Annotated in this window: 20 protein-coding genes; all 20 read left to right on the top strand. The window is 73.6% G+C overall.

Going from position 1 to position 17,845, the window contains the following annotated elements; translation table 11 throughout:
• Positions 1-178: 178 nt before the first annotated feature.
• The 20 genes from AB0O11_RS08655 (at position 179) to AB0O11_RS08560 (ending at position 17,804) form a co-directional block, all read left to right on the top strand.
• Complete coding sequence (locus AB0O11_RS08655; RefSeq protein ID WP_363383350.1) at positions 179-1,126, top strand: ACP S-malonyltransferase; 948 nt, start codon at positions 179-181, stop codon at positions 1,124-1,126.
• Positions 1,123-1,875 (top strand): alpha/beta fold hydrolase, encoded by a 753-nt coding sequence (locus AB0O11_RS08650; protein WP_363383349.1) that lies wholly within the window; start codon positions 1,123-1,125, stop codon positions 1,873-1,875. The genes AB0O11_RS08655 and AB0O11_RS08650 overlap by 4 nt, the downstream gene beginning before the upstream one ends.
• Positions 1,876-1,879: 4 nt before the next feature.
• Positions 1,880-2,620, top strand: coding sequence for an IclR family transcriptional regulator C-terminal domain-containing protein (locus tag AB0O11_RS08645; RefSeq protein WP_363383347.1), 741 nt, complete (start codon positions 1,880-1,882; stop codon positions 2,618-2,620).
• Positions 2,621-2,851: 231 nt separating this feature from the next.
• Positions 2,852-3,106: an acyl carrier protein gene (locus tag AB0O11_RS08640; protein WP_363383345.1), complete on the top strand. Its 255-nt coding sequence runs from the start codon at positions 2,852-2,854 to the stop codon at positions 3,104-3,106.
• 59 nt (positions 3,107-3,165) lie between these two features.
• Positions 3,166-4,431 carry a beta-ketoacyl-[acyl-carrier-protein] synthase family protein gene (locus AB0O11_RS08635; protein WP_363383344.1) on the top strand — a complete coding sequence of 422 codons (1,266 nt, stop codon included), beginning with the start codon at positions 3,166-3,168 and terminating at the stop codon, positions 4,429-4,431.
• Positions 4,428-5,561, top strand: coding sequence for a beta-ketoacyl-[acyl-carrier-protein] synthase family protein (locus AB0O11_RS08630; protein ID WP_363383561.1), 1,134 nt, complete (start codon positions 4,428-4,430; stop codon positions 5,559-5,561). Before AB0O11_RS08635 ends, AB0O11_RS08630 begins: the two co-directional genes overlap by 4 nt.
• Positions 5,558-6,484: a beta-ketoacyl synthase N-terminal-like domain-containing protein gene (locus tag AB0O11_RS08625; RefSeq protein WP_363383343.1), complete on the top strand. Its 927-nt coding sequence runs from the start codon at positions 5,558-5,560 to the stop codon at positions 6,482-6,484. The genes AB0O11_RS08630 and AB0O11_RS08625 overlap by 4 nt, the downstream gene beginning before the upstream one ends.
• Positions 6,484-7,320 (top strand): alpha/beta hydrolase, encoded by an 837-nt coding sequence (locus AB0O11_RS08620; protein WP_363383342.1) that lies wholly within the window; start codon positions 6,484-6,486, stop codon positions 7,318-7,320. The genes AB0O11_RS08625 and AB0O11_RS08620 overlap by 1 nt, the downstream gene beginning before the upstream one ends.
• Positions 7,320-8,291, top strand: a complete 972-nt coding sequence (locus AB0O11_RS08615; protein WP_363383341.1) for a hypothetical protein — start codon at positions 7,320-7,322, stop codon at positions 8,289-8,291. Before AB0O11_RS08620 ends, AB0O11_RS08615 begins: the two co-directional genes overlap by 1 nt.
• The gene (locus tag AB0O11_RS08610; protein WP_363383339.1) at positions 8,288-8,644 is read left to right on the top strand and encodes a DsrE family protein; all 357 of its coding nucleotides are present in this window, start codon (positions 8,288-8,290) and stop codon (positions 8,642-8,644) included. The genes AB0O11_RS08615 and AB0O11_RS08610 overlap by 4 nt, the downstream gene beginning before the upstream one ends.
• The gene (locus AB0O11_RS08605) at positions 8,644-9,051 is read left to right on the top strand and encodes a hypothetical protein (RefSeq protein ID WP_363383337.1); all 408 of its coding nucleotides are present in this window, start codon (positions 8,644-8,646) and stop codon (positions 9,049-9,051) included. Before AB0O11_RS08610 ends, AB0O11_RS08605 begins: the two co-directional genes overlap by 1 nt.
• The gene (locus AB0O11_RS08600) at positions 9,051-9,464 is read left to right on the top strand and encodes a hypothetical protein (protein WP_363383335.1); all 414 of its coding nucleotides are present in this window, start codon (positions 9,051-9,053) and stop codon (positions 9,462-9,464) included. The genes AB0O11_RS08605 and AB0O11_RS08600 overlap by 1 nt, the downstream gene beginning before the upstream one ends.
• Before the next feature lie 77 nt (positions 9,465-9,541).
• A complete protein-coding gene (locus AB0O11_RS08595) occupies positions 9,542-10,645 on the top strand; it encodes a beta-ketoacyl synthase N-terminal-like domain-containing protein (RefSeq protein ID WP_363383334.1) in 1,104 nt (367 codons plus the stop codon).
• Between the two features lie 61 nt (positions 10,646-10,706).
• Positions 10,707-10,967, top strand: coding sequence for an acyl carrier protein (locus AB0O11_RS08590; protein ID WP_363383332.1), 261 nt, complete (start codon positions 10,707-10,709; stop codon positions 10,965-10,967).
• Positions 10,967-11,377, top strand: a complete 411-nt coding sequence (locus AB0O11_RS08585; RefSeq protein WP_363383331.1) for a hypothetical protein — start codon at positions 10,967-10,969, stop codon at positions 11,375-11,377. The genes AB0O11_RS08590 and AB0O11_RS08585 overlap by 1 nt, the downstream gene beginning before the upstream one ends.
• Positions 11,374-11,862, top strand: a complete 489-nt coding sequence (locus AB0O11_RS08580; RefSeq protein ID WP_363383330.1) for a beta-hydroxyacyl-ACP dehydratase — start codon at positions 11,374-11,376, stop codon at positions 11,860-11,862. The genes AB0O11_RS08585 and AB0O11_RS08580 overlap by 4 nt, the downstream gene beginning before the upstream one ends.
• 29 nt (positions 11,863-11,891) lie before the next feature.
• Positions 11,892-12,638: a 3-oxoacyl-[acyl-carrier-protein] reductase gene (gene fabG / locus AB0O11_RS08575; protein WP_363383328.1), complete on the top strand. Its 747-nt coding sequence runs from the start codon at positions 11,892-11,894 to the stop codon at positions 12,636-12,638.
• 29 nt (positions 12,639-12,667) lie between these two features.
• Positions 12,668-13,303: a DsbA family protein gene (locus AB0O11_RS08570; protein ID WP_363383327.1), complete on the top strand. Its 636-nt coding sequence runs from the start codon at positions 12,668-12,670 to the stop codon at positions 13,301-13,303.
• A 50-nt stretch (positions 13,304-13,353) separates the two neighbouring features.
• A complete protein-coding gene (locus AB0O11_RS08565; protein WP_363383325.1) occupies positions 13,354-13,566 on the top strand; it encodes an MbtH family protein in 213 nt (70 codons plus the stop codon).
• Positions 13,567-13,880: 314 nt separating this feature from the next.
• Complete coding sequence (locus tag AB0O11_RS08560) at positions 13,881-17,804, top strand: amino acid adenylation domain-containing protein (RefSeq protein ID WP_363383323.1); 3,924 nt, start codon at positions 13,881-13,883, stop codon at positions 17,802-17,804.
• Positions 17,805-17,845: the final 41 nt, after the last annotated feature.

Genomic DNA, 17,845 nt, shown 5'->3' with positions numbered 1-17,845 from the left:
TGTCGCCCGGGTCCCTGGCGGGGCCCCACCCCGGCCCCGCCGTGCAGGACGCGAGCGGCCCGACGGAACCGATGGCGGAGGCCCGCGGCCCCGATTCCCCGTGAGGGGTCCGGGCCTCCGCCCGGACGCGCCGGTCCGGTCCGGTCCGGCGCCGACACAGGGTGTGGAGGGTGGATCCGTGAGTCCGGAACCGATCGGTTTGGTGTTCCCCGGGCAGGGGACGCAACGGCAGGCGATGGGCGCGCCGTGGCGCGACACCGAGTCCTGGGCGCTGGTGGAGGAGATCTCCCGGCACGCCGGCGAGGACGTCGAGGAGCTGCTGCTGCGCACCGACGCCGAGCGGCTGCGCCGCACCGACCTGGCCCAGCTGGCGGTCTTCGGGGTGACGATGGTGGCCCACGACCAGGCCCGCCGGGCCGGCCTGCTGACCGGCGTGGCCGGCTGCGCCGGGCACAGCCTGGGTGAGTACTCCGCGCTGGTCGCCGCCGGCGCGCTCAGCCTGGCGGACGGCGCCGCGCTGGTGGCCGAGCGCGGACGGGCGATGCGCGCGGCGGCCGAGGCGGCGGACGGCACCATGGGCGCGCTGGTCGCCGCCCCGCTGGAGCGGGTGACCGAGTTGGTCGACGGGCTGCGCGCGGCCGGGGTGCCGATCTGGGTGGCGAACGTCAACGCCCCGGGCCAGGTGGTGCTGTCCGGCTCGCGCGCGGGCGTGGAGCGGGCCGCGCTGGAGGCGCCGGGCATCGGCGGCAAGCTGATCACCCTGCCGGTCGGCGGCGCCTTCCACAGCCCGTTCATGGCGCCCGCCGCCGAGCGGCTGGCCGACGCCCTGGCCGAGGTCCGGTTCGCGGCCCGGCACACGCCGGTGGTCGCCAACACCGACGCCCGGCCGTACCACGGGGACGGCGACTGGCGGGAGCTGGCGGTGCGCCAGCTGACCTCCCCGGTGCGCTGGGAGGAGAGCGTGCGCACCCTCACCGATCGGCTGGGCTGCGCCCGGCTGATCGAGCTCGGCCCGGGCCGCACGCTCACCGGGATGATCCGCCGGATCCGCCCGGACACCGAGGTGATTGCGGTGGACGGCCCGGAGGCCCTGACCGCCCTGGCCGCCCGGGAGGCGCTGGCATGACCGGCCCCGACGCCGGCCCCGGCAGCTGGTTCCGCCGTCATCCGGCGCCGGACGGCCGGCCCGCCCGGCGCCTGGTCTGCCTGCCGCACGCGGGCGGTTCGGCCGGCCTGTTCCACCCCTGGGCCGGCCGGCTCGGCCCCGGCGTCGAGCTGCTGGCCGCCCGCTACCCCGGCCGCCAGGAGCGGATCGCCGAACCCTGCGCGCAGAGCATGCCGGAGCTCGCGGACGCCCTGACCGCCGCCCTGCTGCCCGAACTCGACCTGCCGATCGCCCTGTTCGGCCACAGCATGGGCGCCTCGCTGGCGTACGAGGTCGCGCTGCGGCTGGAGCGGCTGCACGGTGTGCGCCCGTACGGCCTCTACGTCTCGGCCCGCCGGGCGCCGCACCTGGTCCGGCCGAAGCCGGTTTACCTGGGCGGTGACCGGGCGATCGTCGAGGAGGTCCGCCGACTGGGCGGCACCGACGCGGAGCTGTTGGCCGATCCCGACCTGTACGAGCTGGTGATGCCCGCCATCCGGGCAGACTTCCGGATCGTCGGCACCTACCACCCGCAGCCCGGGCACCCGGTGCACTGCCCGGTGGCCGGCTACCTGGGCGACGGTGACCCGGAGGTCGGGCCGGAGGACCTGCGGGGCTGGTCGGAGGTGACCGCCGGCGGGTTCGAGCTGGTGGTGCTGCCCGGCGACCACTTCTACCTGAACTGGCAGCGGGACGCGCTGGTGCGCGACCTGGCCGCCAGACTGGCCTGAACCGATGACCGGCACGACGGCGGGCCGAGCGGCGGCCGGACCGGACACCAGCGGGGTCGGCGTCCTCGACAAGACCTCGCAGCTGCTCGGCGCGCTGGCCCGCGGCCCGGCCTCACTGCGGACCCTGACCGAGATCACCGGCCTGACCCGCCCGACCGTGCACCGGCTCGCGGTGGCGCTGGAGAACCTGCGGCTGCTCACCCGCGACCGGCAGGGCCGGTTCGTGCTCGGGCCCCGGTTCGCCGAACTCGCGGCCGAGGCTGCCCGGGACCGGCTGCTGCTGGGTGCCCGGCCCGTCCTGGACGAGTTGCGCGACCGCACCGGCGCCAGCGCCCGGCTCTACCGCAGACAGGGCGACCTGCGAGTCTGCGTCTCCTCGGCGGAAGCGGGGCCCGGCCGCGGCCGGGTCTTCGTCGGCGTGGCGCAGCCGATGAAGGCCGGTGCCGCCGCCCAGGTGCTGCTGGCCTGGGAGGAACCGGAGGTGCTGCACCGGGCGCTGTGCGGGGCCGGGTTCGGCGCCGCCACGCTGGCCGGGGTGCGCCGGCAGGGCTGGGCGCAGAGCCTGGCGGTGGGCGAGGCCGGGGTCGCCTCGCTGGCCGCGCCGGTGCGCGGGCTCGGCGACCGGGTGGTCGCCGCGGTGACCTTGGACGGGCCGGTGGCGACCCTGACCCGGACCCCGGCCCTGCGCTTCGCCGGCGCCCTGACGGACGCCGCCGTCCGGCTCTCCGAGGGCCTGGTCCGGTAAGTTCCGGCCCCCGCCGGGCCGGGGCCGGGCGGCCCTGGCAGCTTGCTGCAGCGGTTCTTGCGGGCACTCGAACAGGATTGTTAGAAATTGTCCTGCGGAGCCCCGGCGGAATTCCGGCGCGAATTCGACCCGTCCGGCCGGCAGGCCCGGTGCATTCGAATTCACCGGCGCATCCGATTTCATCCGACTTAATTTCGCGTTCATTCGCGTCACTCGAGAGGTAGCGGAATCATGACCACCAGCACGCGTGCCGACCGCCTTGCGACCATCAAGGAGATCGTCTGCGACATCCTGGAGATCGAGGAGGACGAGGTCACCGAGACCAGCCTCTTCAAGGAGGACCACGGCGCGGACTCGCTGCGCGCGATCGAGATCCTGGCCGCGCTGGAGAAGGAGTTCGGCGTCGTCATCAACCAGACCGAGCTGCCCCGCATGGTCAACCTGGACGGCGTCTACGCGGTCGTGGCGGAGCCGGCCGGCTGGTAGCCGTCGGCCCGTGCGGGCACGGGCGGCAGGCCAGCAGTCAGGCGGATCGGGAGGTCGGAATGTCGGCACAACACGGCGTTGACCCGGGAGGGGAAGGGCCGCACCGGGTGGTCCTCACCGGGCTCGGTGTGGTCTCCAGCATCGGGCTGGGGGCGGCGGAGTTCCTGCGGGGGCTGCGCGAAGGACGGAGCGGGGCCAAGCCCATCACGGTGTTCGACACCGAGGGGTACGCCCACGCCAATGGTTGCGAGGTGGTGGGCTTCGACCCGAAGGAGTGGGTCCGCCGCCTCGACGCCGAACAGCTCGGCCGGGCCACCCAGTTCTCGGTGGCCGCCGCCCGGATGGCGCTGGAGGACGCCGGCCTGGACGCTGGTGAACTGCGCGAACGGCGCGGGCTGATCTCCATCGGCACCACCGACGGCGAGTCCTACGATCTGGACCAACTCGTCCAGGCCGAACTGGAGTCGGGCCCGGAACAGATCGACCCGGCGGCCGCCCGCCGGGTGCCGGCCGGCCGCCTGTCGGCCGCCGTCGCCCAGGAACTGGGCCTGGAGAACGTCGAGGCGGTGACCGTGCCCACCGCCTGCGGGGCGGGCAACTACGCGATCGGCAACGGCTTCGACGCGGTGCGCTCCGGCGAGGCGGAGTTCGCCTTCTGCGGCGGCGCCGACGCGATGTGCCGCAAGACCTTCACCGGCTTCTACCGGCTGGGCACCATCGCGCCGGACCGCTGTCAGCCCTTCGACGTCGACCGCAAGGGCATCCTCACCGGTGAGGGCGCGGGCGTGCTCGTCCTGGAGCGCCTGGAGTCCGCGCTCGCCCGCGGGGCGCGGATCTACGCCGAGGTGCTCGGCTACGGGCTCAACTGCGACGCGTACCACCAGGTCGCGCCGAACCAGGCGAGCCTGGCCCGGTGCATGGAACTGGCCCTGGAGAACGCCGGGGTGAAGCGCGAGGAGGTCGACCTGATCTCCGCGCACGGCACCGGCACCAAGGCCAACGACGTCACCGAGGTCGCCGCCATCCGGGAGGTGTTCGGCGCGCAGGCGCCGCGCACCGTCTCGATGAAGTCGATGCTCGGCCACTCGATGGGCGCCGCCAGCGCGCTCGCCGCGATCGGCTGCGCGCTGGCCATCGCCAACCGCTTCGTCCCACCGACCATCAACCACGTCACCACCGACCCTGAGTGCGACGTGGACTGCGTGCCCAACGAGGCCGTCGAGGCCGACCTGCGGATCGTCCAGAACAACGGCCTGGCCTTCGGGGGCAACAACGCGGTGGTGCTCCTCGGCAAGTACGACGGACAGGAGGAGAGCCCGTGCTGAGCCACGCCATCACCGGCATGGGCGCGGTGGCCAGCACCGGCCGCGGCGTCGACGAGCTCTTCGAGAGCCTGTGCGCGGGCCGCACCGGCCGGGCCGAACTGCGCGGCTTCGACCGCAGCCGGTTCCGCGCCCAGTACGCCTACGAGGTCGACGACCGCCCGGAGCCCGGGCAGGACGAGCCGGGCCGGGCCACCGAGCTGCTGAGCGCGGCGATCGCCGAGGCCGTGCGGGACGCGGGCCTCGACGAGGACCTGAGCGGCGTGCCGGTGCTGGTCGGCACCGGCCTGCGCGAACTGCGCTCGGCCGAACTCTGGTGGCGCGAGGACACCAAGTTCTCCGATGCCGGGCTGCACTTCGGCACCGCGCTGCGCGAGCGGTTCGGCGCCGACCACACCCACACCTTCTCCAACGCCTGCTCCGCCTCGCTGTACGCGCTCGCGCTCGGCTCCGACCTGCTCGAGCAGGGCGGGGCGGACACCGTCGTGGTGGCCGGCGTGGACGTGCTCACCGAGAGCATGTACGGCCTGCTGGAGCGCGTCCACCCGGCCCCGCCGGACCGGGTGCGGCCCTTCGACCGCAACCGCACCGGGGTGCTGATGGGAGACGGTGCCGGCGCCGTGGTGCTGCGTCGCACGGACGGCGGGCGCCCGGCGCACGGCCGGCTGCGCGGCGTGGCCGTCAACTGCGACGCCTACCACGTCACCGCGCCCGACGCGGCCGGCATCGCCGAGGCGATGCGCACCGCCCACCGTCTCGCCGGGGTCGGGCCCGCCGACGTCGACCTGGTGATGGCGCACGGCACCGGCACCCTGCTCAACGACGAGGCCGAGGCGACCGCGCTGGCCGAGGTGTTCGGCGCGGACGCCGGCCGGCCGCTGGTCACCGCCGTCAAGTCGATGACCGGGCACACCTCCGGCGCGTCCGGTCTGCTCAACCTGATCATCGGCCTGCGGGCCCTGAACGAGGGTCGGGTCCCGCCGACCGTGGGACTGGAGGACCCGGTGGACGAGGCCGCGGAGTTCCGCTTCGTGATCGGCGAGGCCGCCACCGAAGAGCTGCGGGTGGCCCAGCTGAACGCCTTCGGCTTCGGCGGGATCAACGCCGTCGCGATCGTGGAGGCCGGCCGGTGAGCGCGACCGTCGTGGTGAGCGGCGCCGCCGTCCTGCTGCCCGGCGCGGACTCCGTGCGGGCGCTGCTGGCCGGCCCCGAGCAGGGCGCGCCCGCCGTCGTCCCGGCCGACCTGGTCGGCCGCAAGGGACTGCGCTACAAGGACCGCGCCACCCAACTCGGGTACGCGCTGGCAGCCCTCGTGCTGGCCGACGCCGGGCTCACCGGCGAGGACGGCACCGCGGCCGGCACCGGCGTGGTCGCCAGCTCCAACTTCGGCAACCTGGACACCGTCACCCGCGCCCTGGACACCATCCGCGCGGAGACCGTCACCGGCACCAGCCCGATGGACCTGCCGAACGCCTCCAGCAACGTCATCGCCTCCTCGGTGGCGATCAAGCACGGGCTGCGCGGCCCCAACCTGATGGTTTGCAACGGCCCGACCTCCGGCCTGGACGCCGTGCACTGGGCGGCCACCCTGCTGCGGGCCGGCCGGGCGGAGCGGATGCTGGTGCTCGGCGTCGAACCGGACAACGAGGTGGTCCGCCGGCTCACCGGCGGCCGCCCCGGCGTCGACGGCGGCGCGGCCCTGCTGCTCGAGCGGGAGGACGCCGTCCACGCGCGGGGCGGCACCGTCCGCGCGGTGCTCGGCGGCTACGCCCGCGCCGGCGCCGTCCGGGACGTCCTGGACCGGCTCGCCGCCGCGGGCGAGCCCGCCCGCTGCGAGGCACCGGCCGGGCTCGACGCCGCCCTGCTGCCCGGGGTTCCCCGGGCCGGGCTGCCCGAGCACTGCGGCGAGGCCTCCGGCGCGCTCGGCGTGGTGCAGTGCGCGGCCGCCGTCGGCTGGTTCGAGGACGGCGGCAGCGGTCCGGTGTACGCGCTGACCGGCGGCGCCGACGCCGACGCCGGCGCCGGGCTGGCGCTGCTGGCCCCCGGGACGCCCTGATGCCCACCGACGGCAACGCGCCCGTCGTGGTCCGGAAGCTGGCGGGCAGCGGGCGGCGCACCCTGCTGGTGCACGGCCTCGGTGCCAACGCCAGCGTCTGGGACACCTGCGCCGGCCCGCTGGCGGCCGGCCACGAACTCTGGACCGCCCAACTCCCCTGGCGGGGCGAGGGCGTGGACGACTGGGCGCGCGGCCCCGAGCTCGGCCACTGGCTGGCCGAGGCGCTGCGGCTGGTGCCGGGCGGCGCCGAGGTCGTCGTCGCCCACTCGATGTCGGCCAACGTGCTGCTCGACCTGCTCGACCGGGAGAGCCGCCGGGGCACGGACCCCTTCACCCGCTTCGGGATCCGTGCCCTGGTCCTGGTCTCCCCGTTCTACCGGGGCTCGGCCGAGGACTTCGACTGGCCGACCATCAGCTACTACCTGAACGACTTCCACCTGATCCTGGAGGAAGGCCTCAGGGCCCACTCGGGGGGCCGGCTCGGCGCGGACATCCAGCGCGCCATGGCCCACCGGGTGCGCGACCGGATCGGGCCGTACGGCTGGCTCCGGTTCTTCGACCTCTACCTGGGCACCCCCGGCCTGCAGACCGGCCGGATCGCCGTCCCGTGCCTGGTGTTCGGCGGCGAGCACGACTTCGCCGCGCCGCCCGGTGAGGCCCGGGCACTGGCGGCCGCACTGCCCGACGCCCGGCTGCGCGTCCTGCCCACCGGGCACTTCCCGATGATCGAGCGGCCCGAGGAATTCGCCGCCGAGATCCGGGAGTTCCTCAACTCGATCCCGGCCGGAGACCCGCAGCACGGGCCCGGCCCCCGGACAGTCCTGGAGCACCACTGATGACCATCGTGACCGACACCGCCGTCAAGGAGCTGCTGACCACCGTCAGCACCACGCAGGTCCGCCCCCGCTACGAGGGGTCCAACATCTGCACCTGGATCGGCTTCAAGCACGTCAACTACCTCGTCGAGGAGGCCGTGCTGGACCACTTCCGGCAGGCCGGCCTGCCGGCCCGCGCGCTGTACGAGGAGTACGGCCTCGGCCTGGACCTGGTCACCATCGACACCCGCATCCTGCACGCCTTCCACATGGACGACGTGGCCGAGGCCGAGGTCGTGCCGTGGACCAAGGACGAGGACGGCACGATCGGCTTCAAGGTCACCATCCGCTTCGAGCGGAACGGCGAGGTCCACAAGGCCGTCACGTCCAAGGTCCGGGTCTCGCTGCGGATCGACACCTACCTGGAGGCCGCCGGTGACGTCCCGGAGCAGCTGGCCCGCTTCGCCGTCGCCAAGCTCGGCGACGACCTGGAGCGCCAGGATCCGGCCGCCGCGCCCGCCGAGGAGGGGATCCTGGCCGCGCTCACCGAGGGCCGCAACGCCTACGCGTGGAAGTGGAACATCCCGTACCCGTACTGCCACTTCACCGAGCGCATCCAGATGTCCGGCTACCTGCGTCTGATGGAGGAGGGCAAGGACCGCTTCGTCGCCGACCGCGGCATCTCCATCAAGACCCTGCTGGACGACCGCAAGTGGATCCCGGTCGTGCCGCGCTCCGACATCCGCATCCTCGACGAGGCGCTGATGGAGGAGGACCTCTACATCGTCTACTCCGTCGAGGACGTCTTCAAGGATTTCACCTACACCTCGCGGATGGACTTCTACGTGCTGCGCGACGGCGCGCTGGTCAAGACCGCGACCGGCAGCATCGTGCACGGCTACGCGGTGATCGAGAACCGCCGTGACTGGAGCCTGGTCAACTTCGACCAGCGCGTCGTGGACGCGATCAACGGCGAGGTGCGGGAGTCGTGACCGACGCCTGGGCCACCGTCGGGCCGGGCACGCCGTGGTACCTGCTGGTCGAGAGCCAGGGCCACAGCGCCCCGCAGGAGGCGGGCTTCCGCCGCGACGCGCTCGCCCAGGCCGAGGCGGGCCGACCCGTTCTGATGTTCCTCGTCCAGGACGGCGTCGCGCTCGCCCTGCCGGGCAGCGACGCCACCCTGGACGACTTCCAGCGGGCCGGCGGCCGACTGGTCGCCGACGACTTCTCGCTCACCCAGCGCGGCCTGGACGGGCGCGCGCTGCGCCCGTCCGTCCGGGTCACCGGGATGGGCGAGATGGCGGAGTGGATGCTGGACCCGGACGTCAAGGTGGTGTGGCACTGATGGCCCGCCGCATCCCGCCCACCGACCTGCTCATCACCCTGATGGGCACCCCGCACACGGACGACAAGGTCACCACCGTGCTGCGCCTCGCCCAGGCCGTGCTGGAGCGCGGAGCCAGCGTCCAGATCTGGACCTGCGGCTATGCGACCCTGCTCACCCAGCAGGGCCTGGGCGAGGACAAGCCGCGCAACCTCGCCGACTGGAACACCTCGTACCCCAGCACGGTGGGGCTGGTCCGGAGCATGCTCCGCGCCTACCCGGACCGGCTGTACTGGTACGGCTGCCGTTTCTGCAGCGACGACCGGGGCGCCGTCGACCACCTGCCCGAAGTCGTCCTCAGGCCCCCGGCCGGCTACGCCGCGAACGTGGCGGCGGCCGCCAGGACCGTCATGGTCGGAGTGATCTGATGGACAGTCAGGCATCGGCCGAGGGTCGGACCCTGGCCGTCGTCGAACGCGCCCACCGGGGCGCGCTGGAGAAGCAGTTCTTCGACGCGCTCTACCTCGCCACCGAACTGAACCGCCAACTCGGCGGCCTGGACGTGCTGTTGCGCGGCCAGGCGGCCACCCACGCGGTGCGGGCCCGGCCGCTGCCGGAGCTGCGGCTCGGCGACACCACCGTCACCACCCTCGCCGACCCGCGGAGCGGCCTGCGCACGCTCATCGAGGCCGGGGTACGGGTCTGGGTCGAGGAGTCGGCGCTGGCCGCCTTCGGCTTCACCGGCCCGCTGGACGGCGTGCTGTTGGACGGCGTGCGGCTCGCGGCGGACGGCGAACTCGCCCTGCGCTGGCCGGAGTACCGGATGGTCTGCTTCCTGTGAGCGCGGGGCCCGAGCGCGGGCCCCGCCCCACCCCACCGAAACCGCACTGAACCAAACCGAAAGGAGTCGGAGCGGGTATGACTAGCACCCGGACCGGCGCGCGACGCCCGGTCATCACCGCCTGGTCGGCGGTGTCGCCGTTCGGGATCGGCCGGGCCGCCTTCGCCCAGGGCCTGCGCGAACGGCGCGCCACCGCGACCGCCCTGGCACCGGAACTCGCCCGGACCTCCGACGGCACCGCCTGCGTCGTCCCCGGCTTCGACCCGCGCACCGTGCTCGGCCGCAAGGGCACCCGGTCGATGGACCGGGTCACCGGCCTCGCCGTCACCGCGGTCGGCGCGCTGCTCGACGACGGCGAGCGCAACCGCGCGGTCGGCACCGGCGAGCGCGCCGCGCTCGCCCTCGGCACCACCACCGGCAGCGCCCAGAGCATGATGGACTTCACCCGGGACTCCTTCACCGGCGAGATGCCGTTCTTCGTCGACCCGGCCAAGTTCCCCAACACCGTGATGAACTGCGCCGCCGGCCAGTGTGCCATCTGGTACCAGCTCAAGGGCCCCAACGCGACCATCGCCGGCGGCCGGGTGGCCGGCCTGCACGCACTCAGCTACTCCCGCCGCCTGCTCGGCGCCGGGCGGGCGCAGACCGTGTTGTGCGGCGCGGCCGAGGAGTTCTCCGCGGCCCGCGCCTGGCTGGAGCACCACGCCGCCGAGGGCACCGGCGCGGCCGCACTCGGCGAGGGCTGCGCCGTCCTGCTGGTCGAACCGCCGGCCGACGAGGGCGCCGAACAGCCGGTGCTGGCCGAGGTGCTGGCCGTCGAACTCGGCGTGGCCCTGGATGGCGACGTCCGGCCCGCGCTGGCCCGGACGCTGCGCCGGGCGCTGGACCAGGCCGGGATCGAGCCCGGCCAGGTGGCCGTGGTCGCCCGTTCCGGGGCCCCCGGGCCGGAGGGCGACGCGGAGTGCGCCGCCCTCCACGAGGTGCTGGGCGGAGCGGACGCCGTCGACCTCACCCCGGCCGAGCTGATCGGCGACACCGGCGCGGCCGCCGCCGCCTTCCAGGCAGCCGCGCTGCTCGCGTACGCCGAGGACCGGGCGGGCGCCGCGGCCGGGCAGATCGGCCTGATCACCTCGGTGGACCGCGCCGGGTCGGTCGGCTGCGCCGTGCTGGGCCTGCGCTGACGATCCCCGTCAGCCGAACGAACGTCAACAACGCATCAACGGAAAGAAAGAGGGCCGACCGATGACGAGCGCACCGCTCGCTGTGCTGGACCTGGAGGAGCTGCGCGAGGTGGTCGCGAAGGTCCTCGACATCGAGGTGGACGAACTCACCGACGACGCCGACTTCGTGGACGACCTGGAGGTCGACTCGCTGATGGCCCTGGAGGTCGTCGTGGTGCTGGAGAAGAAGTACGGCGTGAAGATCCCCGAGACCGAGCTGAAGCAGTTCACCTGCCTCGCCAAGGCGTACGAACTGCTGCTGGCGAAGGTGCGGGCGAGCTGATGGTGCTCGCCACCGCACGCCCGGTGCCGGCGCGGGCCACACCGCTGGCCGGTCCGGTCGAGGTGGTCGCGGCGGACTGGCCGCGCGCCGCCGTCCGGTTCACCGTCGCAGCCGGGGAGCCGGTGCTGCCCGGCCACTACCCGGGCTTCCCGATCTTCCCCGGGGTCTGCCTGCTGGACCTCACCCACGCCGCGGTGCTCGCCACCGCCGCCGACACGGACCCGGCACCCGAGCTCGCCGAGGTGGAGTCGACCCGGTTCACCGGCCCGGTCTACCCCGGCGACGTCCTCGACGTCGAGCTCGACTGGCGCGAGAAGGACGGCGGCCGGCAGTGTCGCGCGGTGATCCGCTCGCCCCGCGGTGACGCCGCCAAGCTGCGGCTGCGCTACACCGGCGAGGTGACCCGATGACCGGACAGGCGCAGATCCGCGCCCGGCTGCCGCACCGCTTCCCGATGCTGCTGGTCGACCGGGTGCTCGAGCTCGAACCCGGCCGGCACCTCACCGCGGTCAAGGCGGTGACCTGCAACGAGCCCTGGTACGCCGAGCTCGGCCCGGACACCCCCGAGGAAGGCTTCGGCTACCCGCAGTCGCTGCTGGTCGAGTCCTGGTGCCAGAGCGCCGGGCTGCTCGCCACCTGGGACGACCCCAACCCCGACGTGCTCACCGGGCAGGTGATGCTGTTCGGCAGCATGTCCGGGGTGGTCTTCCACCACCCGGTGCTGCCCGGGGACGTCCTGGAGCACCGGGTGCGGATCTCCCGCGCGGTCGGCGACACCGTGATCTTCGAGGGCGAGAGCCTGGTCGCCGGCCGGCCGGTCCTGACCGTGGGCTCCGTGGTGGTCGCGATGCGCCCGGCCGAGGTGCTGCGCCCGAACCCGGGGGCAGAGGCGTGAAGTCGACCCACGACACCGATGGAGGAGCGATGGAGGAGAACACCTCGCGGGTGGCGCTGGTCACCGGGGGATCGCGCGGGATCGGCCGCGCCACCGTGCTGGCGCTGGCCCGGGACGGCTTCGACGTGGCGTTCTGCTACCGGGCCGACGAGGAGGCCGCGCGCCGGCTGGAGGAGGAGGCCGCGCAGACCGGCGTCCGGGTGCTGGCCCGGAAGACGGACGTGACCGCCGCCGCCCCGGTGCGCGAGCTGGTCGCCGAGGTCGAGGAGAACCTCGGCCCGGTCGACGTGCTGGTCACCGCGGCCGGCATCACCCGGGACAACCCCCTGGTGCTGATGACCGACGAGCAGTGGCAGGAGGTCATCGACACCAACCTGGGCGGCGTCTACCACGTCTGCCGCGCCGTGGTGTTCGGCATGATGAAGCGCAAGTCCGGCGCCATCGTGAACATCTCCTCGGTCGCCGGGGTGTACGGGCACGCCACCCAGTCCAACTACTCGGCGTCCAAGGCCGGGATCATCGGCTTCTCCCGCGCGCTGGCCAAGGAGACCGGCCGGTACGGGATCCGGGTCAACACCGTCGCGCCGGGCTTCATCGAGACCGACATGACGGCGGCCATCGAGGGCCGGGCGCTCAAGGACGTCATGGCGTCCATCCCGCTCAAGCGGATGGGCCGGGCCGAGGAGGTCGCCGACCTGGTCGGCTACCTGGTCTCGGACCGGGCGCAGTACGTCACCGGCGCCGTGCTGCAGATCGACGGCGGCATCACCATCTGACCAGCCGAACCACCGAGAGAGGCGGCACCATGGCGCGCAAACCGCCGCGCTGGTACTTCTCGTTCCGCAGCCCGTACTCCTGGATGGCCTACCGCGACCTGATCGGGCGCTACCCGGACGTCGCCGAGGCGGTCCAGTGGCTGCCGTTCTGGGAGCCGGACGAGCAGCACCACGAGCACCTGGAACACAGCGGCGTGCGGCTGCCGTACGTCCCGATGTCCCGGGAGAAGCACCTGTACATCCTTCAGGACGTCCGGCGGCTCGCCCGTGAGCGCGAGCTGGAGATGGTCTGGCCGGTGGACCGCGAACCCCGCTGGGAGGTCTCCCACCTGGCCTACCTGGTGGCCGAGGAGCACGGCCGGGGCCGGGAGTTCATCGACCGGGTCTACCGCGCCCGCTGGCAGGACGGCCTGGACATCTCCGACCCCGCCGTGATCGCCGCCCTCGGCCCCGAGCTCGGCCTCGACCCCGACCTGCTCGGCGGTGCGAGCGCCGACCCGGCCGTCCGCGAGCGCGGCCTGACCGCGCTGGCCGCGGTGCACCGCGACGGCGTCTTCGGCGTGCCGTACTTCATCGACGGCTTCGAGAAGTTCTGGGGTGTGGACCGGCTGCCCGGCTTCGTCGCCTCGGTGCGGGCCCGCACCGCCACCGGCGTCACCGCCTGACCGCACCGCACCACCACCAGCCCACATCAACGGAAGAGGAACCCGACACCATGGCCACCAACCCCTTCGAGGACGACAGCGCCTCCTACTACGTCCTCGTCAACGAGGAGAACCAGCACTCGCTGTGGCCGGTCTTCGCCGAGGTGCCGGCCGGCTGGACGGTCGTGCACGGTCAGGCGGGCCGGCAGGAGTGCCTGGACTACGTCAACGAGAACTGGATCGACATGCGCCCCCGCAGCCTGGTCACGGCGATGGGGGAATGATCCCCGGCGAACTCGTGCCCGGCCCGTGCATTTCGCGCGGGCCGGGCGTCGTCGTGCATGGGAATGCCGGATCCGGACGCGCTCCGGGGGCCGTTCGGCCCCCCGTTGGCAGCTTGATGCACCGAGGATTGTGACCCCCCTCGCTGAGTGCCACAGTGGTCCGTAGCTGCCCCGAACGGACCTGTCGGCTTCCTGCGAGACATTGCCGGGCCGTCCCGGGGCCGATGACGAATCTCCCAAGAATTCGATTTCCGGGATTCCGCGACAGCGGTTCGATCCCGCTCGAAACGACGGCCAGGGGTGGAACGAAAAGCATGTTCGGCGGAGACAGGACAGCCCTGACAGCCGCTCAGGCGGGAATTTGGTTCGCCCAGCAACTGGACCCCGACAACCCGGTCTTCAACGCCGCCGAATACCTGGAGATCCGGGGCGGCGTCGACGCGGCGCTGCTGGAGACCGCGCTGCGGCAGGTGGTCACCGAGGCCGAGACCCTGCGGGTGCGGATCGAGCAGGACGGCGAGCAGCTGTGGCAGACGGTCGGGCCGGTGCCCGGGCGGGTGCTGGAGGTCGTCGACCTCACCGGCGAGCCGGATCCCGAGGCCGCCGCCCTCGCCCGGATGCGCCAGGCCATGGCCGTCCCCGTCGATCCCGGCCGCGACCCGCTGTTCCGCTTCGAACTGCTGAAGGTCGCCGCCGAACGGCACCTGTGGTTCTACTGCTACCACCACGTGGTGGTGGACGGTTTCACCGTCGCCCTGCTCGCCCGGCGCGCCGCGGAGGTCTATACCGCGCTCGCCACCGGTGAGCCCTGCCCGGCGAACCCGTTCGGCCCGCTGGCCGACCTGGTCGCCGCCGACCAGGAGTACCGGGCCTCCGCGCTGTTCACCGAGGACCGCGACTGGTGGGCCGACAAGCTCGCCGACTGCCCGGAGCCGGCCGGCCTGGCCGCGCGCAAGCCCGTCCTTGCGCACGGACTGGTGCGCCGCACCGCCTTCCTGCCCGCCGAGCACCTGGACGCGCTGCGCGACACCGCCCGCGAGGCCGGAGCCACCTGGCCCGCCGTCGTCGCCACCGCCGCCGCTCTCTACCTCCAGCGCGCCACCGGTGCCGCCGAGGTGGTGCTCGGCCTGCCGGTCGCCACCCGGCTCGGCCGGGCCGCCCGCACCCTGCCCGGCATGGTCTCCAACGTCGTGCCGGTGCGGATCGCGATCGACCCCGCCACCACCCACGCCGAGGCCCTGCGGCAGGTCAGCGCCGAACTGCGCGGCGCGCTCAAGCACCAGCGTTACCGCTACGAGGACCTGCGCCGCGACCGCCGGCTGCTCGCCGACGACCAGCGGCTCACCGGGCCCGAGATCAACATCATGATGTTCGACTACGACCTGTGCTTCGGGCCGCACCGAGCCGTCGTGCACAACCTGTCGATCGGCCCCTCCGACGACCTCTCGATGATCGTCTACGACCGCTCGGACGGCCGCGGCCTCCAGGTCGACTTCGACGCCAACCCCGAGCTGTACACCGAGGCCGAACTCGCCGCCCACCAGGACCGCTTCCTCGGCTTCCTGGCCAACCTTGCCGCCACCGGTCCGGAGCAGCCGGTCGGCCGCACCGACCTGCTCGGCGCCGCCGAGCGCGAGCTCGTCCTCGACACCCACAACGACACCGCCCACGACGTCCCGCCGGCCACCCTGACCGACCTGCTGGCCGACCGGGCCGCCGCCTGCCCCGAGGCCGTCGCGCTCGCCTTCGAGGGCCGCACCCTCAGCTACCGCGAACTGCACGAACGTGCCGACCGGCTCGCTCACCTGCTGGCCGAGCGCGGCGCCGGTCCCGAGCGGCGGGTCGCCCTCGCCGTGCCCCGCTCCGAGGAGCTGGTCGTCGCATTGCTCGCCGTGCTCAAGACCGGCGCCGCCTACCTGCCCGTCGACCCGGACTACCCCGCCGAGCGGATCAACCTGCTGCTGACGGACGCCCGGCCCACCCTGCTGCTCACCACCACGGCCGTCCACGACCGGCTCCCGGCCGACCTTCCCGTCCCGCACCTGCTGCTGGACGACCCCGGCCTCGCCCCGCGGCTCGCCGAGTGCCCCGCCGGGCCGCCGGCCGTCCGCCGGCACCCGGACCACCCGGCGTACGTCATCTACACCTCCGGCTCCACCGGCCGCCCCAAGGGCGTCCTGGTCCCGCACCGGGGCATCGTCAACCGACTGCTCTGGATGCAGGACGCGTACGGGCTGCGCGCCGACGACCGGGTGCTGCAGAAGACCCCGTCCGGCTTCGACGTCTCCGTCTGGGAGTTCTTCTGGCCGCTGATCCAGGGCGCCACCCTGGTGCTGGCCCGGCCCGAGGGCCACAAGGACCCGGCCTACCTCGCCGAGCTGATCCGTGACCAGGGCGTCACCACCGCGCACTTCGTGCCGTCCATGCTCCAGGTCTTCCTCCAGGAGCCGGCCGCCGCCCGGTGCACAGGCCTGCGCCGGGTGATCACCAGTGGCGAGGCGCTGCCCGAGGAGACCCAGCGCCGGCTGCTGGGCCTGCTCCCCGGCACCGAACTGCACAACCTGTACGGCCCCACCGAAGCCTCCGTCGACGTCACCGCCTGGCCGTGCGCCGACCGTCCCGGCCCGGTGCCGATCGGCCGTCCGGTCTGGAACACCCGCGTCTACGTCCTGGACGCCGGCCTGCGCCCGGCCGCCCCCGGCGCGCCCGGCGAGCTGTACCTGGCCGGCGTCCAGCTGGCCCGTGGCTACCTCGACCGTCAGGGCCTGACCGCCGAGCGCTTCGTCGCCGACCCGTACGGCCCGCCCGGCTCCCGGATGTACCGCACCGGCGACCTCGCGAGCTGGGGCGAGGACGGCGCGCTGCGCTACCTCGGCCGCACCGACGACCAGGTGAAGATCCGCGGCTTCCGGATCGAACTCGGCGAGATCGAGGCTGTGCTGGCCCAGCACCCGCAGCTCGCGGCGGTCGCCGTACTGGCCCGCGAGGACCGCCCCGGTGACCGCCGGCTGGTCGGCTACCTGGTGCCCGTCCCCGGCACCGCCCCCGACCACGCCGAGGTCCGTGCCCACCTGGCCGCCCGGCTGCCCGACCACCAGGTGCCCGCCGCCCTCGTCACCCTCGACCGGCTGCCCGTCACCCCCAACGGCAAGCTCGACCGCAAGGCCCTGCCCGCACCCGACCTCGCCGCCGCCGTCTCCTCGCGCGGCCCGCGCACCCCGCGCGAGGAGATCGTCTGCGAGCTGTTCGCCGAAGTGCTCGGCCTGCCCCGGATCGGCGTCGACGACAACTTCTTCGACCTCGGCGGACACTCCCTGCTCGCCACCCGCCTGATCAACCGCGTCCGCGAGACCTTCGGCGTCCAGCTCACCATCCGCAGCCTCTTCGAGGCCCCCACCCCGGCGCTGTACGGCGCACGGCTCGACGACGACAGCCGCAGCGAGGACCCGCTCGACGTCCTGCTGCCGCTGCGGCCGTACGGCGAACGCCCCGCGCTGTTCTGCGTGCACCCGGCCGGCGGACTCAGCTGGTGCTACGCCGGGCTGATCAAGCACCTCGGCGCCGGGCACCCGGTCTACGGCCTGCAGGCGCGCGGCCTCGACGGCGGCGGCGAACTGCCGGGCAGCTTCGAGGAGATGGCGCAGGACTACCTGCAGCAGATCCGCAAGGTCCAGCCGACCGGGCCGTACCACCTGCTCGGCTACTCCTCCGGCGGCATCGCGGCCCACGTGATCGCCTCCCAGCTGGAGCGCGAGGGCGAACAGGTCGGGCTGCTCGCCATCCTGGACACCTACCCCGGCCAGACCCTGGCCGAGCTCGGCGAGCAGGAGATCCTGGCCGACCTGCTGCGCTGGGTCGGCTACGACCGGCGCCGACTCGGCCGCAAGCCGCTGGAGTTCGACCAGGTGGTCGAGCTGCTGCGCAAGCTCGGCAGCTCGCTGGCCAGCCTGGAGCGGCACCACATCGAGGCGATCGGCCGGGTCTACGCCAACAACCGCGAGCTGGTGCACGAGTTCGAGCCGGCGCGGTACGGCGGGGACGCGGTGGTGATCGTCGCCTCGCTCGACAAGGTCGACATCTCGCCCACCCCGGACACCTGGAGCCCGTACGTGGCCGGGCGGATCACCCCGTACTACCTGGAGCGCAACCACAACGACCTGATGAAGCCCGGTGCGCTCGCCGAGATCGGCCGGATCCTCGCCGACGAGCTGCGCGCCCTCGAGGCCCGGGGTCTCTGACCTCCGCCCCGGCCCGTTGGCCCGGGCCGTGCCCGCAGCTC

Origin of the sequence: Kitasatospora sp. NPDC093102 (assembly GCF_040683915.1) — a bacterium.
In the GTDB taxonomy this organism is placed as follows: Bacteria; Actinomycetota; Actinomycetes; order Streptomycetales; family Streptomycetaceae; genus Kitasatospora.
The sequence above is the reverse complement of the archived record's forward strand: the minus strand, read 5'-3'. Positions and strand labels throughout refer to the sequence as shown.

Bases quoted from the DNA above. Each gene is read 5' to 3' on its own strand.
- AB0O11_RS08585 (WP_363383331.1), top strand. From the start codon at position 10,967: ATGGTGCTCGCCACCGCACGCCCGGTGCCGGCGCGGGCCACACCGCTG.
- AB0O11_RS08615 (WP_363383341.1), top strand. From the start codon at position 7,320: ATGACCATCGTGACCGACACCGCCGTCAAGGAGCTGCTGACCACCGTC.
- AB0O11_RS08570 (WP_363383327.1), top strand. From the start codon at position 12,668: ATGGCGCGCAAACCGCCGCGCTGGTACTTCTCGTTCCGCAGCCCGTAC.
- AB0O11_RS08640 (WP_363383345.1), top strand. From the start codon at position 2,852: ATGACCACCAGCACGCGTGCCGACCGCCTTGCGACCATCAAGGAGATC.
- AB0O11_RS08580 (WP_363383330.1), top strand. From the start codon at position 11,374: ATGACCGGACAGGCGCAGATCCGCGCCCGGCTGCCGCACCGCTTCCCG.
- AB0O11_RS08620 (WP_363383342.1), top strand. From the start codon at position 6,484: ATGCCCACCGACGGCAACGCGCCCGTCGTGGTCCGGAAGCTGGCGGGC.
- AB0O11_RS08645 (WP_363383347.1), top strand. From the start codon at position 1,880: ATGACCGGCACGACGGCGGGCCGAGCGGCGGCCGGACCGGACACCAGC.
- AB0O11_RS08560 (WP_363383323.1), top strand. From the start codon at position 13,881: ATGTTCGGCGGAGACAGGACAGCCCTGACAGCCGCTCAGGCGGGAATT.
- AB0O11_RS08590 (WP_363383332.1), top strand. From the start codon at position 10,707: ATGACGAGCGCACCGCTCGCTGTGCTGGACCTGGAGGAGCTGCGCGAG.
- fabG (WP_363383328.1), top strand. From the start codon at position 11,892: ATGGAGGAGAACACCTCGCGGGTGGCGCTGGTCACCGGGGGATCGCGC.
- AB0O11_RS08595 (WP_363383334.1), top strand. From the start codon at position 9,542: ATGACTAGCACCCGGACCGGCGCGCGACGCCCGGTCATCACCGCCTGG.
- AB0O11_RS08650 (WP_363383349.1), top strand. From the start codon at position 1,123: ATGACCGGCCCCGACGCCGGCCCCGGCAGCTGGTTCCGCCGTCATCCG.
- AB0O11_RS08635 (WP_363383344.1), top strand. From the start codon at position 3,166: ATGTCGGCACAACACGGCGTTGACCCGGGAGGGGAAGGGCCGCACCGG.
- AB0O11_RS08605 (WP_363383337.1), top strand. From the start codon at position 8,644: ATGGCCCGCCGCATCCCGCCCACCGACCTGCTCATCACCCTGATGGGC.
- AB0O11_RS08600 (WP_363383335.1), top strand. From the start codon at position 9,051: ATGGACAGTCAGGCATCGGCCGAGGGTCGGACCCTGGCCGTCGTCGAA.
- AB0O11_RS08565 (WP_363383325.1), top strand. From the start codon at position 13,354: ATGGCCACCAACCCCTTCGAGGACGACAGCGCCTCCTACTACGTCCTC.